Source organism: Paenibacillus xylanexedens (assembly GCF_017874615.1).
GTDB classification, from domain to species: domain Bacteria; phylum Bacillota; class Bacilli; order Paenibacillales; family Paenibacillaceae; genus Paenibacillus; species Paenibacillus xylanexedens.
Window position 1 is genome coordinate 313216 of record NZ_JAGIKV010000002.1, and the last position, 19017, is coordinate 332232.

Below are 19017 nucleotides of genomic sequence, written 5' to 3' on the forward strand. Positions count from 1 at the left end.
ATTTCGACTCAATTCCATAATCATCCTTTTTTTTCATAAAGCTATATTTATTTCTGCAAGAAAAAAGGGCAGTCTGTAAACAATACAGCTGCCCTTTACTCAACCTATTTTGCTATATCAGCATACTCGTGATCCCAATTCTACAAAGCTTCCTTAATCACCCGTTTATAGTACCACACAGACAACAGACCAAAGATCGAATATAACAATGTATAGACTATCATGACAATGACCGTAGGTGTCGCCAGCTCCGTACCAAAGAAAAACCAACCTGATTTCACGGCAAAGTAACTATGACTCAACCCCACCATAAGCGGAATACCAAAGTTAAACAACTGCTTGATCTGAATTCCACGCAACAGATTGCCTTGTGTAAATCCGAGTTTTCGCAGAATGGTATAATTGTCCTTCTCCTCTTCACTCTCATTCATTTGTTTAAAGTACAGGATACATCCCGATGTAATCAAGAACGTCAAACCAAGGAAACCAACAATGAACATAATTAAGCCCATATTGTTACGTTGGTTATTTCTGAACTCAATCTGGGAGAAGCTCGGAGCTTCTAGCTCCAACTCCTTATATACGGCATATGCCTCTTCAGCCTGCCCCTCGTCCAGAATACGTACACCATAGTAATCCGCCCACTCGGATTTTTGCAGCTTGGGATTGAGATCCTGCTGCAGCTGTTGGTATACCGTTTCATCTACTACCGCTACAGGCGTGCCCCCAGAATAGTATCCAGGAAGAACCCCCTTTTGGGTGGTTCCGATCAGTTGTTGGTCTATCGTTCGCTTCAATCCATGCAAGACAATTGGACCTGTCTCCTGAATGGAAATCAACTGCTGAATGGCATTTCCGTATCCCATGAAGACCGCTTCGCCTGGTTGCAGATCAATGTTATCTACCATCTTGTCACTCAACACACTACTGAACAGGTACTTTTCCGTCATGGACTCATCCATCACTTTATGAGCATCAATTTCAATATAAATGGGCTGTCTATGCTTCTCTTCATATGGAATCTGTTTGTGTTCCAAATCCGTTACAAAGCGATTTTTCACATCAACCTGAGCAAAAGAGAAATCCTCCGGCAAGCTTTCTTTCGCCTGAGCCTCTGCGGAATAATACGAAATGTAACTGAGTGACAGCATGCCAATAGCAAGCGCCGATACGGTTGTAATAATTGTAAGCAGCAATGCATTGGACTTCATGCGGAACATGATTGAAGATAAAGACAACACCTCATGAATGGATAGGTATCCGTTTTTACTTTTGCGAATCAGATTAAAGATAAAACTTACCGAACCCTTATAGAACAGGTATGTCCCCAGTATGACTGAGAAGAGAATCAGGATCATCGTATACATCAACTGCTGCATATCCATTGCCTCACCGCTGAACAGCCGTGCAGACATGAAGTATCCATACACAATCAGAGCAATGCCCAAGACGCCAACAATCATCTGTCCGACAGACATCTTCTGCACCTGCTGCTCCGAAGTGGCCGACACCCGAAAGAGTGAGAGAATGCTCTGTCTCTTGATAAAAGTGTAGTTCATCAGCATGATGAGCAGATACATGATCGTAAAAACAATCACCGTTTGCATCAGTGCCATCGGAGAGAAATACAGTTTCGTAATCGCATCCACACCGAGAATTTTGAACAATATCATCAATACCAGCTTGGACGCAAGAAACCCAATTAACACACCAATAGCCATGGAGCCAAAATAAAGAATACTATTCTCCGCACTCAAAATACCAAAAATTCTGCCTTTTGTCAGTCCGATCAATTGAAATAATCCAATCTCTTTGCTACGCCGCTTGATAAAGATCGTATTGGCATAGAGCAAAAAGATACCAACAATGACGATTAACAGTACCGAAGATGCGCCTATAGCCGCCGCACCTTTTGTTGAAGCAGCTACCTCATCCATGGAAGGATCATACTGTAACGTCACAAAGGAAAAATACAATGCCACACTGAACACAAGCGCAAATACATAGAGATAATAATTCTTCAGATTTTTTCTGAGATTGCGGAAGATAATATAATTCAAGCTCATTGCTGCACACCACCCAATACGCCCTGGGTTTTGATAATATCGTTGAAGAACGATTGCCGTGACTCGTCTCCTTTATTCAACTGGGTGTAGATCTGACCATCTCGAATAAAGATCACTCTGCTGCAATAACTTGCGGCAACCGGATCATGGGTAACCATAATAATAGTCGCCTTGCGGGCGCTGTTCATATCACTTAACTTGCCGAGCAGATCCGAAGCGGACTTGGAATCCAGCGCTCCTGTCGGCTCATCCGCAAAAATGATACTCGGCTCGTGGACAAATGCTCGTGCTGCCGAAGTCCGCTGCTTCTGACCCCCTGAAATCTCAGATGGATACTTGTCTTTCAACTCGTAGATTCCCAGTTCACGTGCGATCTGTTCAAACTTCTGGTGTGCCTCCTGCTTTGGAATGCTCGTAATCGAGAGCGGTAATAATACATTTTCCTTCACCGTAAGGGTATCCAGCAGATTATATTCCTGAAAAATAAAGCCCAGATGATGTTTGCGAAATTCAGCCAGCTGTTTCTCCTTCATTCCGGTGAATTCCTTGCCCTCAATATCAATCGTGCCCTGGCTCACCCGATCAATGGAGGAAAGTACATTAAGCAGCGTTGTTTTACCCGAACCCGAAGGCCCCATAATACCAACAAACTCTCCCTTGCTTACCCCAAGATCAATTCCCTTCAGCACTTCCTGTTTATTTAATTTATTACCATAGACTTTATGAATTTTTTTGGCTTCCAGTATCCACATATCCCGCTCACTCCTCTTAGATCTTCTGCAAAATGCTCATGTCTATATCATAATCGGAATGTGCAGTGTTATCGTGTGATTCACCGAACAAAACCAAAAAGCATGTGACATTGTTGTCACACGCCTGCAAGATGCAACATGTCGTTTTTTCGCGGAAAAGTAAGTGTGACGGTTGTGCCCTCGCCAAGAGAAGATTCTACTTGAATGTTCACATGAAGCGTCTGGACCACCTGACGAACCAGATACAGCCCCATCCCGGTAGCCGCCCCATCCATTCTGCCTCGGGTGGACGTAAATCCTTTATCAAATATACGCGGCAGATCTTGAGTCTCAATCCCTCGCCCGTGATCCTGAATCATGAGTATGATGTGTCCATCCTGTTCCCAACTTTCAATGAGGATGTCCGATGAATCGCTATATTTCACCGCATTACTCAACAACTGCCGGAGGATGAAGCCTAACCATTTGCTGTCTGTGAGCACGCGCGATACCATTAAAGACACATCAAAGCCAATGCCCTTGGAAATGCACCACGATTTCAACGCTCGTATCTCGCTATTCAATACTGGTTCAAGTTCCGTCTCTTCGATGAACAGATCATTATACATAAACGGAATACGCTTCTGATGAAGCTGCTGATCCAGCAACTGATGAATTCGTAACCATTCATATGTCATTTGGCTCTGTAACTTGTCATCTGGTAAGCGCTCGATCATCAGTTGCAACGCTGTCAGTGGGGTCTTCACCTCATGAATCCAGGACAACATCTCGTCCTTCTCCTGTTCCAGAGCGATAAAATGATGTGACGACTCCTTACGATACCGCTGTGTCTGGGAACTGACGGCCTCATGTACAATCTGCTCATATGGACTTTCGGCGATATCAAGTTCTCTCAGATCATAGGTATGATCCCAGATGCTCAACTTTTTATAGAAACGGGTCTCTTTCAGGTATCTCGCCCAGATAAAAACAAGGCATACCACCACATTCAGTCCTACGATATACACCACAGATTGGAATGGAATGGACGAGTCCAGGTAGGCCACCAATAAAATAATAAGTTGCATGCTTACCAGTAGCCATAACCAACTAGCCCTTTCTCGTATGTACTTTCCGATCATGCTTCTGCCTCTTCCGTTGCCATGTACCCCTGACCTACTTTGGTTTCAATGTAACGCTCCAAGCCGATGGGTTCAAGTTTCTTCCGTAACCGATTAACGTTAACTGTTAGCGTATTGTCACTCACGAAATGCTCATGATCCCACAAGCTCCGGATGAGATCCTCACGGGTAACAATCTGATTTTTGTGCTCGACCAGCACTTTAAGGATGAACATTTCATTCTTGGTTAACAGAACAGATTCATCCCCGCAGGTCAGTGTGTTTTTCACATATTCAATAGCAGCACCACGCCAGGTTCGGAGTTCAGTATGCTCTGTGTTATAGTTGTACACCCTCCGCAATGTCGCTTGGACTTTGGCAATCAATACATCGAAGTGAAAAGGCTTCTGGATAAAATCGTCTGCACCCAAATGCATGGACATAACCATATCCGCAGGATGATCGCGTGAGGATAAAAAGATTATCGGCACATTGGAGTGCGAACGAATGATCCGGCACCAATGGAACCCGTCATATTGGGGTAACTGAATATCAATAATGACCAGTTGCGGCTGAATTACGCTGTACTCCTGCAATACCTTGCCAAAGTCCTGCACACCATACACGTCATACGACCATTGGGACAAACGTTCCTTGATTTCACTGAATAACGATTCGTCGTCTTCAATGAGCATAATTTTAAACAAGAGACTTCACCACGTTTCTGATCTTCTAAGGTTGAAAAAGGGAATTAGACTCCGTTGTTGCAGGATCACCTTTACCGTTATGAATCGTTCTTCCGATCGCTGATTCCAGTGTACAGGGAAGTTGGGCTTATATCAAAAAGGTTGCCATACTTCGCAAGAAAACGAGCTGAAAGAAGTATCGTATATCATATTAGCTCTCAACAGTGTGTATAACATGGCTTGTATCACTGTTTTCGTCCATCCGCTCGATCAACTGCATCGCTACGTCTCGTGGCGATCTTAATTGTCCTGCTTCATATACTTGATTAAACATACCCGCAAGGGCGAACTCCTCTGCACTTTTGCCTCGTGCAACAGCCTGCAATTCCGTATCGACCATCCCCGGATCAAAAGCAATAATCTCAACAGGGTTCTGTTGGCCCGTTTGTTCCAAAGATACGCATTGGGTGAACATGTTCATGCCTGCCTTGGATGTACAGTACACTGCCATTGAAGGCGCGGGATAACTTCCCGAACCAGATGAGAGATTGACAATTTTACGTCTGGCGGACAGGTGATTTGTTTGTTGAATAAAAGAGGAACTTAATATCATTGGTGCTGCGAGGCTGATGTTAAAACTCTGACTTATCTCTGCCGCACTGCATTGATCGATAGGTTTTAGAGGCTCCAGCATCGCTGCATTATTAATGAGTCCAATGAATTCAGCTTCCTGAGAAGGTATTTGGTCCAATATGCGTGTAATCAAATCATCGATCCCATTCAGGTCGGCAAGATCATACTGAACATGGCGGTAACGCCGGCTCCATTCCTCGCTTGATTCCAACAGATCCGAACCCCCGCGTGAAATACCGTAAACGTAATCCCCCTTAGCCAATAATAACTGTGCAAGTTGTAAACCGATCCCTTTGGATGTCCCTGTAATAATAAAGTGTCTTCTTCCTGTTTCTGTTCCCATTTCGATACCACTCCTCATCTATTTACAATCGATCATATCCCCATATAAGCTTATGAATCTTTCTTTCTCCACAACGTGGCCCACAGAAAAGGTACACCAAAACACGGTTCATGCTGCTCCATCGCCTTCATTGCACGGAACTCCACACATTCAAAGCCATCTTCCAGCATGTAGCGAAGCTTCTCCTCCGTGAACGCAAGACCACCTCGCATCGACTTCTCTTGATACACCTGCCAATCATTCATAACGATCTCAGGTCCACCAATATCGCCAAAACCAGGAGCAAAACAAGTCATCCCAAAGTATCCTCCAGGCCGGAGTGCATTGTGGATCATCTCTATGTAGGGGATACGCTGATGAGGTAGCAGATGGTGCAGACAACCCGAGTCGTAGACAAGATCATATTCTTGCTCTGGGGTCAATTCGAACACAGATCGACATTCAAAATGCACGTCCAGCTGCTCCTCTGCCGCCCTCTCTTTAGCCCAAGCAATAGCTGTCTCCGAAAGATCATAAGCATCTACCTGATAGCCTTGGCGGGTTAAATACAACGCATTTCTGCCCGGGCCACACCCCAGTTCCAGTGCCTTGCCGCCGCTCAGCAGACCAGCGTTCACATGTTCTACCAGATTCTCATCCGGTTTGTTTAGGAAAAAGGGTATTGTTCTGTTCCGATCCTCATAGAAAGGTTCCCAAAATTGCTTGGCAGATCTGAAGTCCGCATCGAGCATATCATATAGGTCCTGTACACTTTTAATCGTCTTTTCCACAACCACATTCCTCCTTAACTGCTCCATCCAAACCTTCATTTCCGACTATTCAATCCTCGTCATTTTCTTGAAATCAACCACACTCTATTATAACATTTTTACCCAGTAGTTCTCTATTTTTCTTGTGCTTTTCTACTCCAAAACATAAGCTTTTTCCCAACAAAAAAACGACCGACATGAATGTCGATCGCTTACAATCGTTGGGGTTTTGTGTTGTAACTTACTTCGCCCGTTCCAAGACTGCAAAGTAATTTCCTTCGTTATCAGCAAAGTTGAAGACACGCCCGGTTGGCATCTCGACAATCTCTCCAACCGTTACATGTTTACCAGCCAAGTCGGCATATAACTGATCCAGATTTTCGGTGAAGAACATTAACGAAGGTGTGCCCAGATTTACACCTGCCGACATCTGCTCCACAAACTCCTTGTCATGAAGAATAATGCTTGTCTGCGAATTTGGGGTAGGCGCAATCTCAATCCATCTCATGCCCTCGTCAAGGTTTACTTCATCCACAATGTGGAATCCTGCAACTTCCGTCCAAAATGCCAGTGATTCATCTTGATTGTTGACATACAACATAATCTGGCCGACTTTGCTAAACATGGATCAATCACTCCTCTGATCATCTAATCTCTCAACATCCTGCTTATCATTCCTCAAATTCCAATAGAGTATAACATGCAAGACAGCTTTTTTATCATCTTTGTTTGCAAGTACTAACTACACATTAGAATTATTGCGTGGCTTTTAACTTCTTCGTAAGATAAAGTACAACATCGTCGTCCATAATCGTTTCTTCACCCGGCTGAATGTAATGATCATGTTTGTGTACACCGTGACCGTCTGGTATGTACCCGCGATGGGCATATAGAACTTGCGCTTTGCCATAATCGGAAAACACACCTACACCAATGCCTGCTACATCCGTTCGTTCCGAAATAATTTCCTCTGCTCGGTCCATCAACCGTGAACCAATACCTTGGCGCTGGAACTTCATAAGCACATTAAAATCGTTAATTTCGGGAATGCCTTGTTCCCTAAAAGACGGGTAGCCGGAATACCACAATACATTCACGTATCCCGCAAATTCTCCATTCAACTCGGCTACCAAGGTTACGCGTTCCCCATTCCGTTGTTCAGCCAAGTAATGAAGATACTGCTCAGCAAATCTCCCCCAACCCTGCTCCTGAAACGCCTTTGATATGATTACAGGATCGCTCTCATTTAATAGTCTGATATGTACACTCATTGATAATTTCTCCTCAACAAGATATTTTTTCTAACTATATTCCCAGTCTATCCCGAAGCGATGTGATGTGAGCAACATGGTGTTTGCCATGCCAAGCATACATGCCCAGATTGTAATCCAGTCTTGTCGTTTCTTCCGATGAGGGATGATAAAACTGTTTGGCATAATCTGCATCTGTCAGCGCGTTTAACAGAAACACCCAACGACGATGGAGGGCATCCAGAATCTGAAGCGAGAATTCAACATCCAGGTCTCTTGAATCACTCAATTCAGCCCAGCGCTCTTCATAATAAGGCCGAATCGTTGGTGTATCCTCTGTCAGTGCCAACTTGAAACGAATCATACTGTTCATATGGCTGTCTGCCATGTGGTGAATGACCTGTTTGAGCATCCATCCACCTTCTCGATACGGCAGACTTAATTGCTCTTCACTCAGTCCCTTTACCGCTTCTCGTGCGCGTTCAGGCAACTCAGCAATGTCCTGAATCCACTTCTCCCGCTGTGCCAAAGTAACTTCACCCGTGTGTACAAATGGTCCTATCGGAAATCTTTCATCCATCCATTATTCCTCCTTGTTTCTATGATTCAAAATAACTTTTAGTATTATCTAAGGAGCATATTCCATAAGCCAACAATCTCTCATCTTTCCTTCATGCTGCTCATGTTTCTCCAACAGTTTAATCTTTTGGAAACCACATTTCTCATAACAGGATATCGCTCGCAAGTTCCAGGATTGAGGGTCCATCACCACTTTACGGGCTTGTTTTTCATTAATCAGATAAGCCAGCATTGATTGCATCAACTGTGTACCAATGCCTTTATTCCAGTATTCTACCTCACCAATAAACTGATCCGTTCCATAGATGATCTCATCCGTGTCTCCATAACCATACTCCGTTCGCTCTTCTTCCTCAAGCTCATAGAACTGAATGTATCCAATCGGATGTCCTCCATACTCAACGATACAACGAGTAGCACCATCTTTCTGATTGTAAAAATGCTCTCTCACCTGTTCCAGATCATGCGGCCGATCACGCCCTTCATAGTATTGAAGAACTTCCGGGGCTGACAGCCACTTCACCAGATGTTGTTCATCTTCTGTGTCCAAGAAACGTACAGTGATTTCATTCGATTCATATACATTCATCATTCTGATTACTCCTTATTGATCTCCAGATTCTCACTCGTAACCCAACTCAGATCCTTCCCTAACAAATGCTCGTTGTGAACATAATACACCACGGGGTTCTCAAGCGGCTGAGTCGTTCCATCCAAAGATCTGAGCGTTAACCGCAACTTGTAGCTCCCTATCTCATCAGGTATCGCAAATCCTATCAGATTATCAGTTGATTTCATGGTTTTCCCCTGCGCCTTCAGATACTTTTCCAGAATGACTTGATCAAGATAGGAGCTGCCAACAGACGAAGGCATGTACCACGCATCATCTTGTTCTTCAGTGAATGTGACCCCTTCCCATCCAGGGACAACGGGATACACCATATGTTGATCCTTGTCTTCTCTTTTTCGCGTTATCTCTAACTCTACCTCAACTACATCCGTATCAATCTGCCTGATTGTGCCTGCCATCACAACATCCTGGGCACTCACACTTGGAATAACATAGCTGTATATGAGCAGAGTCACCAAGAGAATTATCGTTACTCCCGTAATCCAAAATATTGTGTTTTTACGCATCTGTCTATCCTCCCGTCTGGTTAATCATACTTCTGGAGTAGCTCCTCCTCTGTTAAAGATTGAGTTAACCTATCCAACTCAGGGGATGCCGTCCAATCACTGGAGGTGTTCAATCCATGCTTGATGGTATGTATCGAGCTATGTGCAGACATGTATATATTATGGTGGATTCCAGGTTGGACAATGATGTGCTCTCCTGCACGCGTCACTCGAATCGAAAACATCTGATCGTCTCCATAACTGCCATCTTCTGATGTCATTTTATATTTCTGTTCCCCGTTCGCCATCTGCTCAAAGCTGGTTTTGACACCCGTTTCACCATATTTCTGTTCTGAAAATTCTGTGTTCAATCTGCTTCAGCTCCTTATGGCCTGCCAAATATACTTGCATTCTCTTACAGCAATTCTACCATCAACCTGGTTCTCCTTCAGCTTGACTTGCAGCTGTTCCCGGTACTCAGCCTGTGTATAATCCGGGTTTCCGGGGATATCGGAGAGAAAGATGGCAAACTCTTTTTCATCCGAGAAAATCATAAGTGCCTCGTTATATTCCTCAATCTTGATCTCCTTAAATGCATTTCTTTCCAAACGCTCACGTACCTTTGTTATATCCGTATGAATACCGATCATAACTCCACCCTTTTGCAGCAATCTCCCATGCTCAATAATGGAAGTTGGACCTCTGCGATCATAGATCAGACCAAATTGCTTATCTTCAAATGGCATCTTTTCTTTTGTGCTGACGCAGACAAATTCTACATTTGTTATCGTGCTTGAATGAAGACTGTTCCGAGCTATCTTTATCATCTCTTCCGAATTATCAAACCCCATAATGTGATCGGTATATTCCGACATTTTCAACGTAAACTCCCCATGTCCACAGCCTGCATCGAGCACGGATGTATACTGAGGCAGAAGCTTAATCAACCGCTCTTCAAAAATATCTTCAGCAGAGTTACCTTCCAGCGTATACAAAGCTCTACCCTTGTATCCCCCATTACGTCGTGCAATCATATCGTACCATTCCATGCTCATCGAGTTCCTCCTGACAAAAATTCCCTTTATTTAAACATTCGACATAGGTACGTCGATTCTCCTGTTTGGATATACGATATATCTTTGCTAAAATATGAAACGCTTCTCTTCCAGCTTCCGTATTATGGTCGAAGCCGTATGTATCCTATATAATAAACCATCTGATCTGGAGGTTGAGCCCATGTCATTTTTCAAGAAAATGTTAGCCAATGTAGGTGTTGGAGCAGCCAAAGTAAATACGGAATTGCATACACCAGAGGTCACGCCTGGAGGAATCATCTCGGGGGTTGTATACATTGAAGGTGGAGATGTGGAACAGAACGTAGATCGAATCTATCTTTCAATCAAAACCCATTACATACGGGAGCACGATGATCGTAAAGTAAAAGAAACAGCCGTTATAGCCAAATATCTGCTCACCGAAGGTTTCACATTGCAGCCTGGAGCCAAATTGGAGAAAGACTTCTCATTTGACCTGCCAGAAAATCTGCCAATTACACTGCATCGTGCAGAGGTATGGGTAGAGACGGGCCTCGATATTTCAAGTGCTGTAGACCCTTCAGACCGGGACAGACTGCATGTTGTTCCTAGCAAAGACATGAACACCGTGCTCGATGCAATTGATATCCTTGGTTTCAAGCTCCGTGAAGTGACCAACGACTATGCGCCAAAGCTGGGCGGCAATCTGCCATTTGTGCAGGAATTCGAATTTGTACCAACAAACAAATTCCGTGGGCATCTGGATGAGTTGGAAGTGCTGTTCTATCCCATGGGCGATTCGCTGGAGCTGTTATTACAGATCGACCGCCGCGCTCGTGGACTCAGTGGAATATTCTCCGAAGCCATGGGTACGGATGAGAGCTTTGTCCGCCTGCATCTGTATGAACGTCATCTGGAGCGGGGTGCGAATTCTGTCGCTCAAGGACTGGAAGAGGTTATTTCCAAACATATTTAATCTATAGTTTGTGTAAACGAAATAAACCGTCCTCTGTCAGAAAAATCTGATGAAGGACGGTTTTTAGGTTGGGGCAGTTTCACAAGACAATACTTCAAGAACGCTGTGTCCAGCGCTGCATTCCTGATCGAAGACCGTAATATGCTGCGGCGAGCAAAACAAATCCGGCAACAGCCATGATCATGGATGTTGTATCCCACCGAACAATAGTTCCAAAAGCAACCTTGGATTGCAATGGGGTACCCGAAGAAGCGGTGTTTGTCAGATCAGGTACGTAATTCATGGTCATAATCATGCCTTGGACGACATTCCAAGCTGCAAAACCGATGATGAATAACAGGGTAACCAGAACGGATTCCATCGCTAATCGTTTGTTCATGCTTGTAATTTGCCTCCTCTTTCCCAATCAATTAGACAAGAAGTGCTGCATCTCCTGTTTCAAACGATCTTTATTTGCATCCACATATTGATACAGCAGGTCAAAGCTTTCTTCGTTATCCGATTGCATGCTCAAATTCGCGGCTTCCAGTTCAATCTGTTGTAATACCTCATGAATCTGTTCCCCGTGTGTTTGCAGGCTTGTCGTGATGTCATCTTCGGACAGGCCATTCACAATATCTCGTAATTGCTCGTGCGTTACTCCGCTTTCAGACAATAACTGTTCTATTTTCTTCAGGATCACGGCATCTGCATCATTGCCGATCCGCTCCATAGCTGTTATCGTCTCACCCAGATACTGTCCGCTGGAATTCTCAAGGAAACCAGTCATCCCGTTCATGGACAGCTCGGTATCCAGATCAATGATTAGAATGATATCTCGCAATACTTGCGGAAGTTCCGCCCCGCTCTCTCGAATTGTCGCAAATTCAGCCCGATAAAGGTCCATGGCAACACTCCCCACCACTTCTTCACCTGACATCTCTTCAAGCTGATCAAGTGGTAACAACTCCTGCAATTCTTCTTGTAACTTGTTCATCTTTCTCTGCCTCCTGTATCTCTCTGTCTGAATAGTTTGAACGAATGTTTTTACACTGGACCACTACGCGGTCAGAATAAACTTCCGATCGCTGTTATCCCCAGATTTTTTCAATCCCTTTATTAAAGGGGAAAATCCGGTGATAAAGGCGAACGCTCCGCTTCTTCAGTTTGTTTCTGCCCTCTCCGTTTCGTGTAAATTTCAAGTTCAACTACGCCGACACGTTATTACATCATAGCAGAATACGCTATACAAGTTGAACTTATGGAAGTTTACATGTTGGTGCCGAAGTCATTTTACAGGGAATATCGTCAAGTTAACGTGCACTTGACCTCTGGAAAATGTTCCACTGTTATGATCTTGGCATCACGAGTCTTGGGAGGGGTAATGATGCGCCTGGCCTTGTTCACAGACACCTATCTTCCGGAAACCAATGGTGTTGCTGGCACGCTCCACCGCTTGAGTAACCATCTGAACCGCAGAAGAATTGAACATCTGCTGTTTACTCCGAACTCCGTCATTGAAGGAAGCCATGAGACTCAAGTTAGATCGGTTGCCAACATTCCTTTTTTTCTGTATCCCGAATGTCGCATTGCGCTACCCAACAGAGCAAACACGCACAAGCAACTACAAACCTTTCAACCCGATCTGCTGCATATCGCCACGCCTTTTAATATGGGGCTGCTTGGTCTGAGGTATACGCTCAAACAACATCTTCCGCATGTTGTCTCCTACCATACCCACTTCGATCGTTATCTCGAATATTACCGGTTGAAAAGTATGATTCCTCTCTACTGGAAGTATATCCAGTGGTTCCACCGTGCCTGTGATGCAACCCTAACTCCATCGCAGGAAACGTTAAACACCCTGCAAGCCCAAGGCATTCAGCGTCTGAAACTTTGGTCTCGTGGGATTGATTGCAACCTTTATTCCCCTGATAAACGCAGCTCGGATATCCGTGAACAATACCACATCACCGCTCCCCTTATTCTACTCTACGTTGGACGCATTGCCCCGGAAAAAGATATCGCTACGCTCACGACTACCATGCAGCAGCTGCCCCAGGAAATGCAGTCCCGTGTACACTGGATTATCGTTGGTGACGGCCCATCTCTTCCCAAAATGCGTCTGCAAACCCCACCCAATGTCACCTTTACAGGCTATATGCATGGGGAAGAACTTGCTGTTATGTATGCTTCGGCAGATCTGTTTGTGTTTCCTTCCTCTACGGAGACATTTGGCAATGTGGTGCTGGAAGCGATGGCTTCAGGACTTCCTGTGGTGGCGGCCAATGCCGGAGGTGTCAAGGATCTGGTATCCCACCACCGCAATGGTGTGTTATTCGAGCCAGGTCAGGCTGATGCACTGATTCGGGAGATATGTCTCTGGGGAAATCACGGGAACCACTTGAGGATGATGGGATTGGAAGGCAGAAAGCTGGCTGAGCAGCGGTCATGGGAGCATATTTTTGATACACTGATCGGGGATTATGAGGAGGCTATAGAACATCGGAACAGACAAACGAAAGATCGAATTATTACGGCCTAGTCTGATGAAATCAGTTTCTTCCAACAACCCATAACAACCGCCTCTATGCAAAGTTAAACTGGTATGCCCGTTCAGGCTGCCATAGCATGTGCACACTGCTACGGTCAGCCTGAATAACGGATACGCTGAGTGTTAAGGTGTGACCCCGGAAATCAGAGTACCATTCTGATGTAGGGTTACCCTGTTCCACACATCATAGGAAGTCTGCGTTGGACGGAAGGAATAGTCATTATTTTCATTAAAATTGCCCCAATTATCCTTATGAATACGCAGCTGGATGTCTCCCGTCTGACCTCCTACTGGCAGAGACCCTGCACCCGAAGTAAAACCAATCTCGACATAGGTATCTGCATTCGTGCCTGTGATACTTCCAATGCTGGTTGCAATGTTGGCTGCTCCAATCTGTGCCCAATCGATGACCGTATTTAATTCCTCAGAGCCATCTTTTGTGAAGTAATAACGGATCTTCAGATCACTCAGGTTCACAGCGGATGTACCATTGTTTTTGATATTAAAATAGGGCTTGATATGATTGTTCGTTGCATCGGTATCTGCCGCTCGATATTGCAAAACCAGATTCGACGTTGGCGTGGTTGTACCCGCCTGTGGTGTCGCACTCACCTGTACCGAGCTTGGACTGTTACCCGCGCTGTTCACGGCTTTGATTTTGTAATAGTACGTGTTTCCATTCGTCAAAGACGTATTGGTGTAGGTTGTGCCGCTCACATTCGTGGCTACATCGGTATAGGTTCCTCCGCTTGTTGTCGCACGCTGTACAATATAACTCGTTGCTCCGGGAGATGCGATCCAGTTCAAGGTTATATGTCCATTCCCCGGCGTGGCTGTTACACCTGTGGGCGCAGCCGGGATCGTGACAACTCCTCCACTACCGTTATCTGGAACCGGCTGATATCCAGGGGTTGTATAGATCGTATTTAACACAGAGGTTGCCAGCGTACCGTTCGGTCCATTGACCACGGTCTGTCCCCAATCGGTCAGGGAACCTGCTGGACCGTTGTTCAGATCAAGGTATTCTACACCGCCCCCGTTACCGTACCAGGACCAGGCTAACCAGCCAACTCCCTTTTGCTCTGCATAGCTCAAGATCGTGGCTTCATCCACATCACCACTGGTATGCTTAAATCCAAATTCACCTACAATGACGGGCACGTCAATGGCCAGTGCTTGATCAATGTTGTTTTTGACCGTTGCTGCATCACCGCCTGCGTATTCATACATATGAATGGAGAAGATCGTGTTTGCCAGCGGATCGGCATTGAACACATCCAGTCCACGATTAAAAATCGCTGTAGGGTACTGCCCCCATCCTGCGGTATCCACAACAAGCGTATTTTTGATGCCCGCCTGACGGAGTTCAGGAATCACTTGTTGATATCCATCCGCCCATACCGCGGTTTCCCATGAACCGTACCATTCATTCGCAATGTTCACGATTACGCGATCTTCCTTGCCAATCAGGGCATCCTTAATGCTGATAAAATAATCCGAGGCTTTTCTCAGTTCTGCAATACTGTCCGATCCGGTGGCATCATGTACTTCCAGCATAACGGTTAATTGGTACTGGTCACACAACGCCAGAATCTGCTCCACATCCGCCAGTGAATCTGCCGTCCAGCGACTTCCGTTGGACAAGACAATTCGCACGGTATTGGACCCTGTCGCAGCAATTGCCGGAATGGCCGCTTGCAGATCATTTTTGAACCAGGTATGGGCATGATTCACCCCACGCATGACAAAAGGGGTGCCTGTAGCATCCAGCAATTTGGTACCGCTTACATGAAATCCTTTGACAGGCCCGCTTGCAGCGGAAGCTGGATGGGGTGAGTACGCGATAGACACTAGCATGAGTGACAGAGAGAACAGCATTGCTTTCCGAAACATGCTTCCAATACGCTTCATAACAAAACCTCCTTCATAGAATGGGTTAAGCTATTCACACGGTATGCAGACACATAGAAGCCATAAAAATCAACGAAGATTATCTCATCACTCACCTCCTGGACACTCTTAATATACTATACGATGTCAGAAGTTATTGGGATTATTTAGAATATTTTGAATGATTTTATATAGAAAAAGACATGACCTCTTTGAACTGAATCATGCCTTTTATTGCATACCATCTATGTGTTGAATTTACTAAACGGGACTTTGATATCTACAAACCCCTTTGGCTCAAATGATTTCGTTTCCTGCATTCTGTTCCATATTACCTGTGGAGTGCCCTTTAGGTCTGTTCCTCTCTGAACGTTGCCAATCCAGATGTCTTCTGCTCCCGGATGTTGTAAATAGTGCCTGAGCGTTGCTTTGATCAGAATAGACGAGTGTAAGTCCAGTACCTCATCCAGCGGTATCCAGAATAACTCTCCTTCATCCGAGGGTACAAAATGTCGATGCGTGGTCTCTCCGAAATATACAAACTGCTGCCAAATCTCACCACCGTTAACCTCCAACAGAATATATCGAAGCCTAAAGTGTTCGACATCCTCTTGCTTGAACCCGGTCTCTTCTTTAATCTCTCGATAGCTGGCGCTCATCGGTGTGTTCAGTTCCCCTTGTTCCAGATGCCCGCCGATGCCACCCCAGAATTCAAAATCAAACAATCTGCTACCCGCCTTCTTCATCATCAGCATGTCTGAGCCATTGCTCAAAAACGCTGTAGCCATCTGTTTAATCTCCATATGTTCCTCACTTTCCAGACTGTGATTATAGTAGTCTTTATCTATATAAACTGAACTAAAGAATTTTTACACTAGCCACTCCGATGACAGAACAACCTTCCGATCACTGTTATCCCCAGATTTTTTTGATTCCTTTCCCTAGAGGGTAAATCCGGGGATAAAGGCGACCGCTTCGCTTCTTCAGGTTCTTTCTGTCCTCTACGTTTTATGTAAATGTTATATTCAATTTATATAACTGCCTTCTAAAGCAATTCCTTTAGCTCACTTAGATGTTCAATCGTATGTAAAGGACCCAACGTAATGCTGTCCTGCCAAGGCTGGTTGACCTTCATCCAAATGGTGCTCATGCCTACGCTTGCTGCTCCTTCAATATCGTTCACGGGATGATCACCAATGTAAATGCATTGCTCTGGTCTTAGACCGAAATGATCGAGCGCAAGCTGAAATATGCGTGGGTCGGGCTTTTTGACTCCAGCCTCTTCTGAAACAATAATATGGTCGTAATCATCCCGAATACCGAGTTGATCGATTTTCCCATACTGAATATCAGTCTGCCCATTGGTGATTAACCCGGTTTGGTATTTCCCCCGAAGATGCTGAACAACTTCTCGCGCCTGTTCCATCAGAACTGAACTTCGCACATACTCTCTGCCATAGAACTCCATCAGTTCTGCATGTGGCGGATGCTCTGCCCAAGGCAGTTCATGCAGCAACTCGTTGAACAGAAGGGGTTTGTCCTTGTAACCATCCTGGTCGAGTTCAATAATTCGCTTGATTATATCTTCGGTTGACTCAAGGTGACCAAAATATGTCTTGATTAAGCTCTGAGTGAATCCGCTAAAGGTCATCGTTCTGTTCAGAATTGTATTGTCCAAATCAAAAATAACAGCTTTAATATGATCCATCTTCCTTCTCCCCCAATTCCAGTACATGCGTTATCTTCTCCATACTCGTCACTTCTCTAAATCCCAAGTCGCGATAAAAAGATCCAGCAACCGGTTGATCCGTGTACAGAACCAGTCGAGCGTAATGATTTTCCGCTTTTTGAATAACCGCATCCATCAGCCTGCGCCCAACCCCATGTCTTCGAAATTCTCTCATCACATAAAGCCTGCGAATTCTTCCGGTACCAGTCACTTCAGAATAAGGATCTCTGTTCAGACCGCAGATCCCAACCACCTTATCGTGCATTCTGCATTCAAAAAGCGATTCATCTTCTTGCTCGAATGTATTGATTCCTGTCTCATATTCATGGATTAATCGCTCGATATGTCTGAACCCCTCACTGGAGCTTTCGGCCAGCATCGCTACTAACTCTTCATGATTCCATACCGATATCTCCTGTATCCGCATGGTGTAACCGCCTCCATCATTTTAAATCAATGGTACACATGCAAACCCAACCATACATTGAACGATGGCCAGGTTTATTTTGTAAAGCTCATTCTCATTTTTTCTTTTTGTGATAGTGATAACCCGTGCACAGACCCTTTTGTTTGGATTTGGCTGAACAGTTATGTCCACCGTTCTTATCCAGTCTGCCTGGATGAGCATAAGCGGAAGAGGATACACCAACAAGTACGACAAGAGACAGGATTACAATAACAACCTTTTTCATAAGTCACCCTTCGATCAACACCCTATGCTTTAGGGCTTAATACATGCTATATCATTCTACATGAAAATCCACAATTTGGATATCCTTCATCTTTTTAGCCGATACATTCTCATAAAATCTTAAATTGCTTCAATGCATGGGTGACCCCATCTTCACTTGCCCGCAGGGTGACATAATCGGCGCTTTGTTTAATCTGCTCTCCGCCATTTCCCATCGCAATTCCGATTCCCGCATACACTAGCAGATCCACGTCATTCTTCCCATCGCCAAAGGCCATTGTATCCTCTCTGGATATCTTCAGGTAGTCGAGAACTTTCTCTGCGGCTATAGATTTGCTGACTTCGCTCGCTTCCAGCACATTCACTACATACGGATGGAATCTCACGAATCGTAAGGAAGGAAATCTGGATTGGAATTTCTCCGTCTCCGCTTCATCCGCATATAAGCAAATGCAATATACGTCCTGTTCCAACGTGCTGATTTTCTGTGGGGAATCCATAAGTCCAAGCGTATCTCTTAAAGCGTCAGTAACACGACCATCTGCTGTACACAACCCATTCGTCTCAAATGACTCTGTAAAATATGAAATACTGTGCCCATGCAACTCGGCAAACTCACTGAATGCTCTAACCATCTGTGCTGAAAGTACAGACTTATGTATCACTTCATCACCTACTTTGATCAATGCCCCATTAGCCGAAATGATCGTATCGATTCCGAGATTTCTGAATTCTTCGCATAAATTATAGGGCCTACCTGTTACAAGTACGACTTGAACGCCTCTATGAATCAATTCCCTGATCGACGCAGCTGTACGCGGTGATAAACTCCGATCTATTTCGCTCAGCAATGTACCGTCCATATCAAAGAACACAACTTTCATCAAAAT

General features: G+C 44.8%; 23 protein-coding genes. 2 read left to right on the forward strand and 21 right to left on the reverse strand.

Annotation, left to right across the window (positions count from 1 at the left end; translation table 11 throughout):
- Positions 1 to 140: 140 nt before the first annotated feature.
- The 13 genes from J2Z28_RS03710 to J2Z28_RS03770 all read right to left on the reverse strand — a co-directional run bounded on the left by J2Z28_RS03710 (position 141) and on the right by J2Z28_RS03770 (position 10329).
- Positions 141 to 2066, reverse strand: a complete 1926-nt coding sequence (locus J2Z28_RS03710) for an ABC transporter permease (protein WP_211081217.1) — start codon at positions 2064 to 2066, stop codon at positions 141 to 143.
- Entirely contained in the window at positions 2063 to 2818 is a 756-nt protein-coding gene (locus tag J2Z28_RS03715; protein WP_036669625.1) for an ABC transporter ATP-binding protein, read from the reverse strand. The genes J2Z28_RS03710 and J2Z28_RS03715 overlap by 4 nt, the downstream gene beginning before the upstream one ends.
- Positions 2819 to 2934: 116 nt before the next feature.
- Complete coding sequence (locus J2Z28_RS03720; RefSeq protein ID WP_211081218.1) at positions 2935 to 3939, reverse strand: sensor histidine kinase; 1005 nt, start codon at positions 3937 to 3939, stop codon at positions 2935 to 2937.
- Positions 3936 to 4625 carry a response regulator transcription factor gene (locus J2Z28_RS03725; protein ID WP_211081219.1) on the reverse strand — a complete coding sequence of 230 codons (690 nt, stop codon included), beginning with the start codon at positions 4623 to 4625 and terminating at the stop codon, positions 3936 to 3938. The genes J2Z28_RS03720 and J2Z28_RS03725 overlap by 4 nt, the downstream gene beginning before the upstream one ends.
- A 190-nt stretch (positions 4626 to 4815) precedes the next feature.
- Complete coding sequence (locus tag J2Z28_RS03730) at positions 4816 to 5580, reverse strand: SDR family NAD(P)-dependent oxidoreductase (RefSeq protein WP_211081220.1); 765 nt, start codon at positions 5578 to 5580, stop codon at positions 4816 to 4818.
- Between the two features lie 50 nt (positions 5581 to 5630).
- Positions 5631 to 6350 carry a class I SAM-dependent methyltransferase gene (locus tag J2Z28_RS03735; protein WP_211081221.1) on the reverse strand — a complete coding sequence of 240 codons (720 nt, stop codon included), beginning with the start codon at positions 6348 to 6350 and terminating at the stop codon, positions 5631 to 5633.
- Positions 6351 to 6570: 220 nt separating this feature from the next.
- A complete protein-coding gene (locus J2Z28_RS03740; RefSeq protein ID WP_211081222.1) occupies positions 6571 to 6954 on the reverse strand; it encodes a VOC family protein in 384 nt (127 codons plus the stop codon).
- 130 nt (positions 6955 to 7084) lie between these two features.
- Positions 7085 to 7600: a GNAT family N-acetyltransferase gene (locus J2Z28_RS03745; protein ID WP_211081223.1), complete on the reverse strand. Its 516-nt coding sequence runs from the start codon at positions 7598 to 7600 to the stop codon at positions 7085 to 7087.
- A gap of 34 nt (positions 7601 to 7634) precedes the next feature.
- Complete coding sequence (locus J2Z28_RS03750; protein WP_036610311.1) at positions 7635 to 8159, reverse strand: YfiT family bacillithiol transferase; 525 nt, start codon at positions 8157 to 8159, stop codon at positions 7635 to 7637.
- A gap of 48 nt (positions 8160 to 8207) precedes the next feature.
- On the reverse strand, positions 8208 to 8747 hold the full coding sequence (locus J2Z28_RS03755) for a GNAT family N-acetyltransferase (protein ID WP_211081354.1): 540 nt from the start codon (positions 8745 to 8747) through the stop codon (positions 8208 to 8210).
- 8 nt (positions 8748 to 8755) lie between these two features.
- Positions 8756 to 9295, reverse strand: coding sequence for a hypothetical protein (locus J2Z28_RS03760; RefSeq protein WP_211081224.1), 540 nt, complete (start codon positions 9293 to 9295; stop codon positions 8756 to 8758).
- 20 nt (positions 9296 to 9315) lie between these two features.
- Positions 9316 to 9645, reverse strand: coding sequence for a hypothetical protein (locus tag J2Z28_RS03765; RefSeq protein ID WP_211081225.1), 330 nt, complete (start codon positions 9643 to 9645; stop codon positions 9316 to 9318).
- Positions 9646 to 9651: 6 nt separating this feature from the next.
- Positions 9652 to 10329: a class I SAM-dependent methyltransferase gene (locus J2Z28_RS03770; RefSeq protein ID WP_211081226.1), complete on the reverse strand. Its 678-nt coding sequence runs from the start codon at positions 10327 to 10329 to the stop codon at positions 9652 to 9654.
- A 181-nt stretch (positions 10330 to 10510) separates the two neighbouring features.
- On the opposite strand from J2Z28_RS03770, the gene J2Z28_RS03775 reads away from it, so the two are divergent.
- On the forward strand, positions 10511 to 11284 hold the full coding sequence (locus tag J2Z28_RS03775) for a sporulation protein (RefSeq protein WP_211081227.1): 774 nt from the start codon (positions 10511 to 10513) through the stop codon (positions 11282 to 11284).
- Between the two features lie 94 nt (positions 11285 to 11378).
- Here the strand turns inward: J2Z28_RS03775 and J2Z28_RS03780 are convergent, their stop codons facing one another.
- Positions 11379 to 11663 carry a hypothetical protein gene (locus J2Z28_RS03780; RefSeq protein ID WP_211081228.1) on the reverse strand — a complete coding sequence of 95 codons (285 nt, stop codon included), beginning with the start codon at positions 11661 to 11663 and terminating at the stop codon, positions 11379 to 11381.
- Positions 11664 to 11690: 27 nt separating this feature from the next.
- Positions 11691 to 12260, reverse strand: a complete 570-nt coding sequence (locus J2Z28_RS03785) for a DMP19 family protein (protein ID WP_211081229.1) — start codon at positions 12258 to 12260, stop codon at positions 11691 to 11693.
- A gap of 387 nt (positions 12261 to 12647) precedes the next feature.
- Here J2Z28_RS03785 and J2Z28_RS03790 point away from each other — a divergent pair, with 387 nt between their 5' ends.
- On the forward strand, positions 12648 to 13808 hold the full coding sequence (locus J2Z28_RS03790) for a glycosyltransferase family 4 protein (protein ID WP_244988078.1): 1161 nt from the start codon (positions 12648 to 12650) through the stop codon (positions 13806 to 13808).
- 132 nt (positions 13809 to 13940) lie between these two features.
- Here J2Z28_RS03790 and J2Z28_RS03795 read toward each other — a convergent pair whose 3' ends face one another.
- The 6 genes from J2Z28_RS03795 to J2Z28_RS03820 form a co-directional block, all read right to left on the reverse strand.
- The gene (locus tag J2Z28_RS03795; protein ID WP_211081230.1) at positions 13941 to 15728 is read right to left on the reverse strand and encodes a cellulase family glycosylhydrolase; all 1788 of its coding nucleotides are present in this window, start codon (positions 15726 to 15728) and stop codon (positions 13941 to 13943) included.
- Between the two features lie 224 nt (positions 15729 to 15952).
- Positions 15953 to 16495, reverse strand: coding sequence for an NUDIX domain-containing protein (locus J2Z28_RS03800; protein WP_211081231.1), 543 nt, complete (start codon positions 16493 to 16495; stop codon positions 15953 to 15955).
- Positions 16496 to 16752: 257 nt separating this feature from the next.
- On the reverse strand, positions 16753 to 17415 hold the full coding sequence (locus J2Z28_RS03805; protein ID WP_211081232.1) for an HAD family hydrolase: 663 nt from the start codon (positions 17413 to 17415) through the stop codon (positions 16753 to 16755).
- Positions 17402 to 17863 (reverse strand): GNAT family N-acetyltransferase, encoded by a 462-nt coding sequence (locus J2Z28_RS03810; RefSeq protein WP_211081233.1) that lies wholly within the window; start codon positions 17861 to 17863, stop codon positions 17402 to 17404. The genes J2Z28_RS03805 and J2Z28_RS03810 overlap by 14 nt, the downstream gene beginning before the upstream one ends.
- 94 nt (positions 17864 to 17957) lie before the next feature.
- Positions 17958 to 18128: a YHYH domain-containing protein gene (locus J2Z28_RS03815; protein ID WP_094030640.1), complete on the reverse strand. Its 171-nt coding sequence runs from the start codon at positions 18126 to 18128 to the stop codon at positions 17958 to 17960.
- A gap of 109 nt (positions 18129 to 18237) precedes the next feature.
- The gene (locus J2Z28_RS03820) at positions 18238 to 19014 is read right to left on the reverse strand and encodes a Cof-type HAD-IIB family hydrolase (RefSeq protein WP_211081234.1); all 777 of its coding nucleotides are present in this window, start codon (positions 19012 to 19014) and stop codon (positions 18238 to 18240) included.
- Positions 19015 to 19017: the final 3 nt, after the last annotated feature.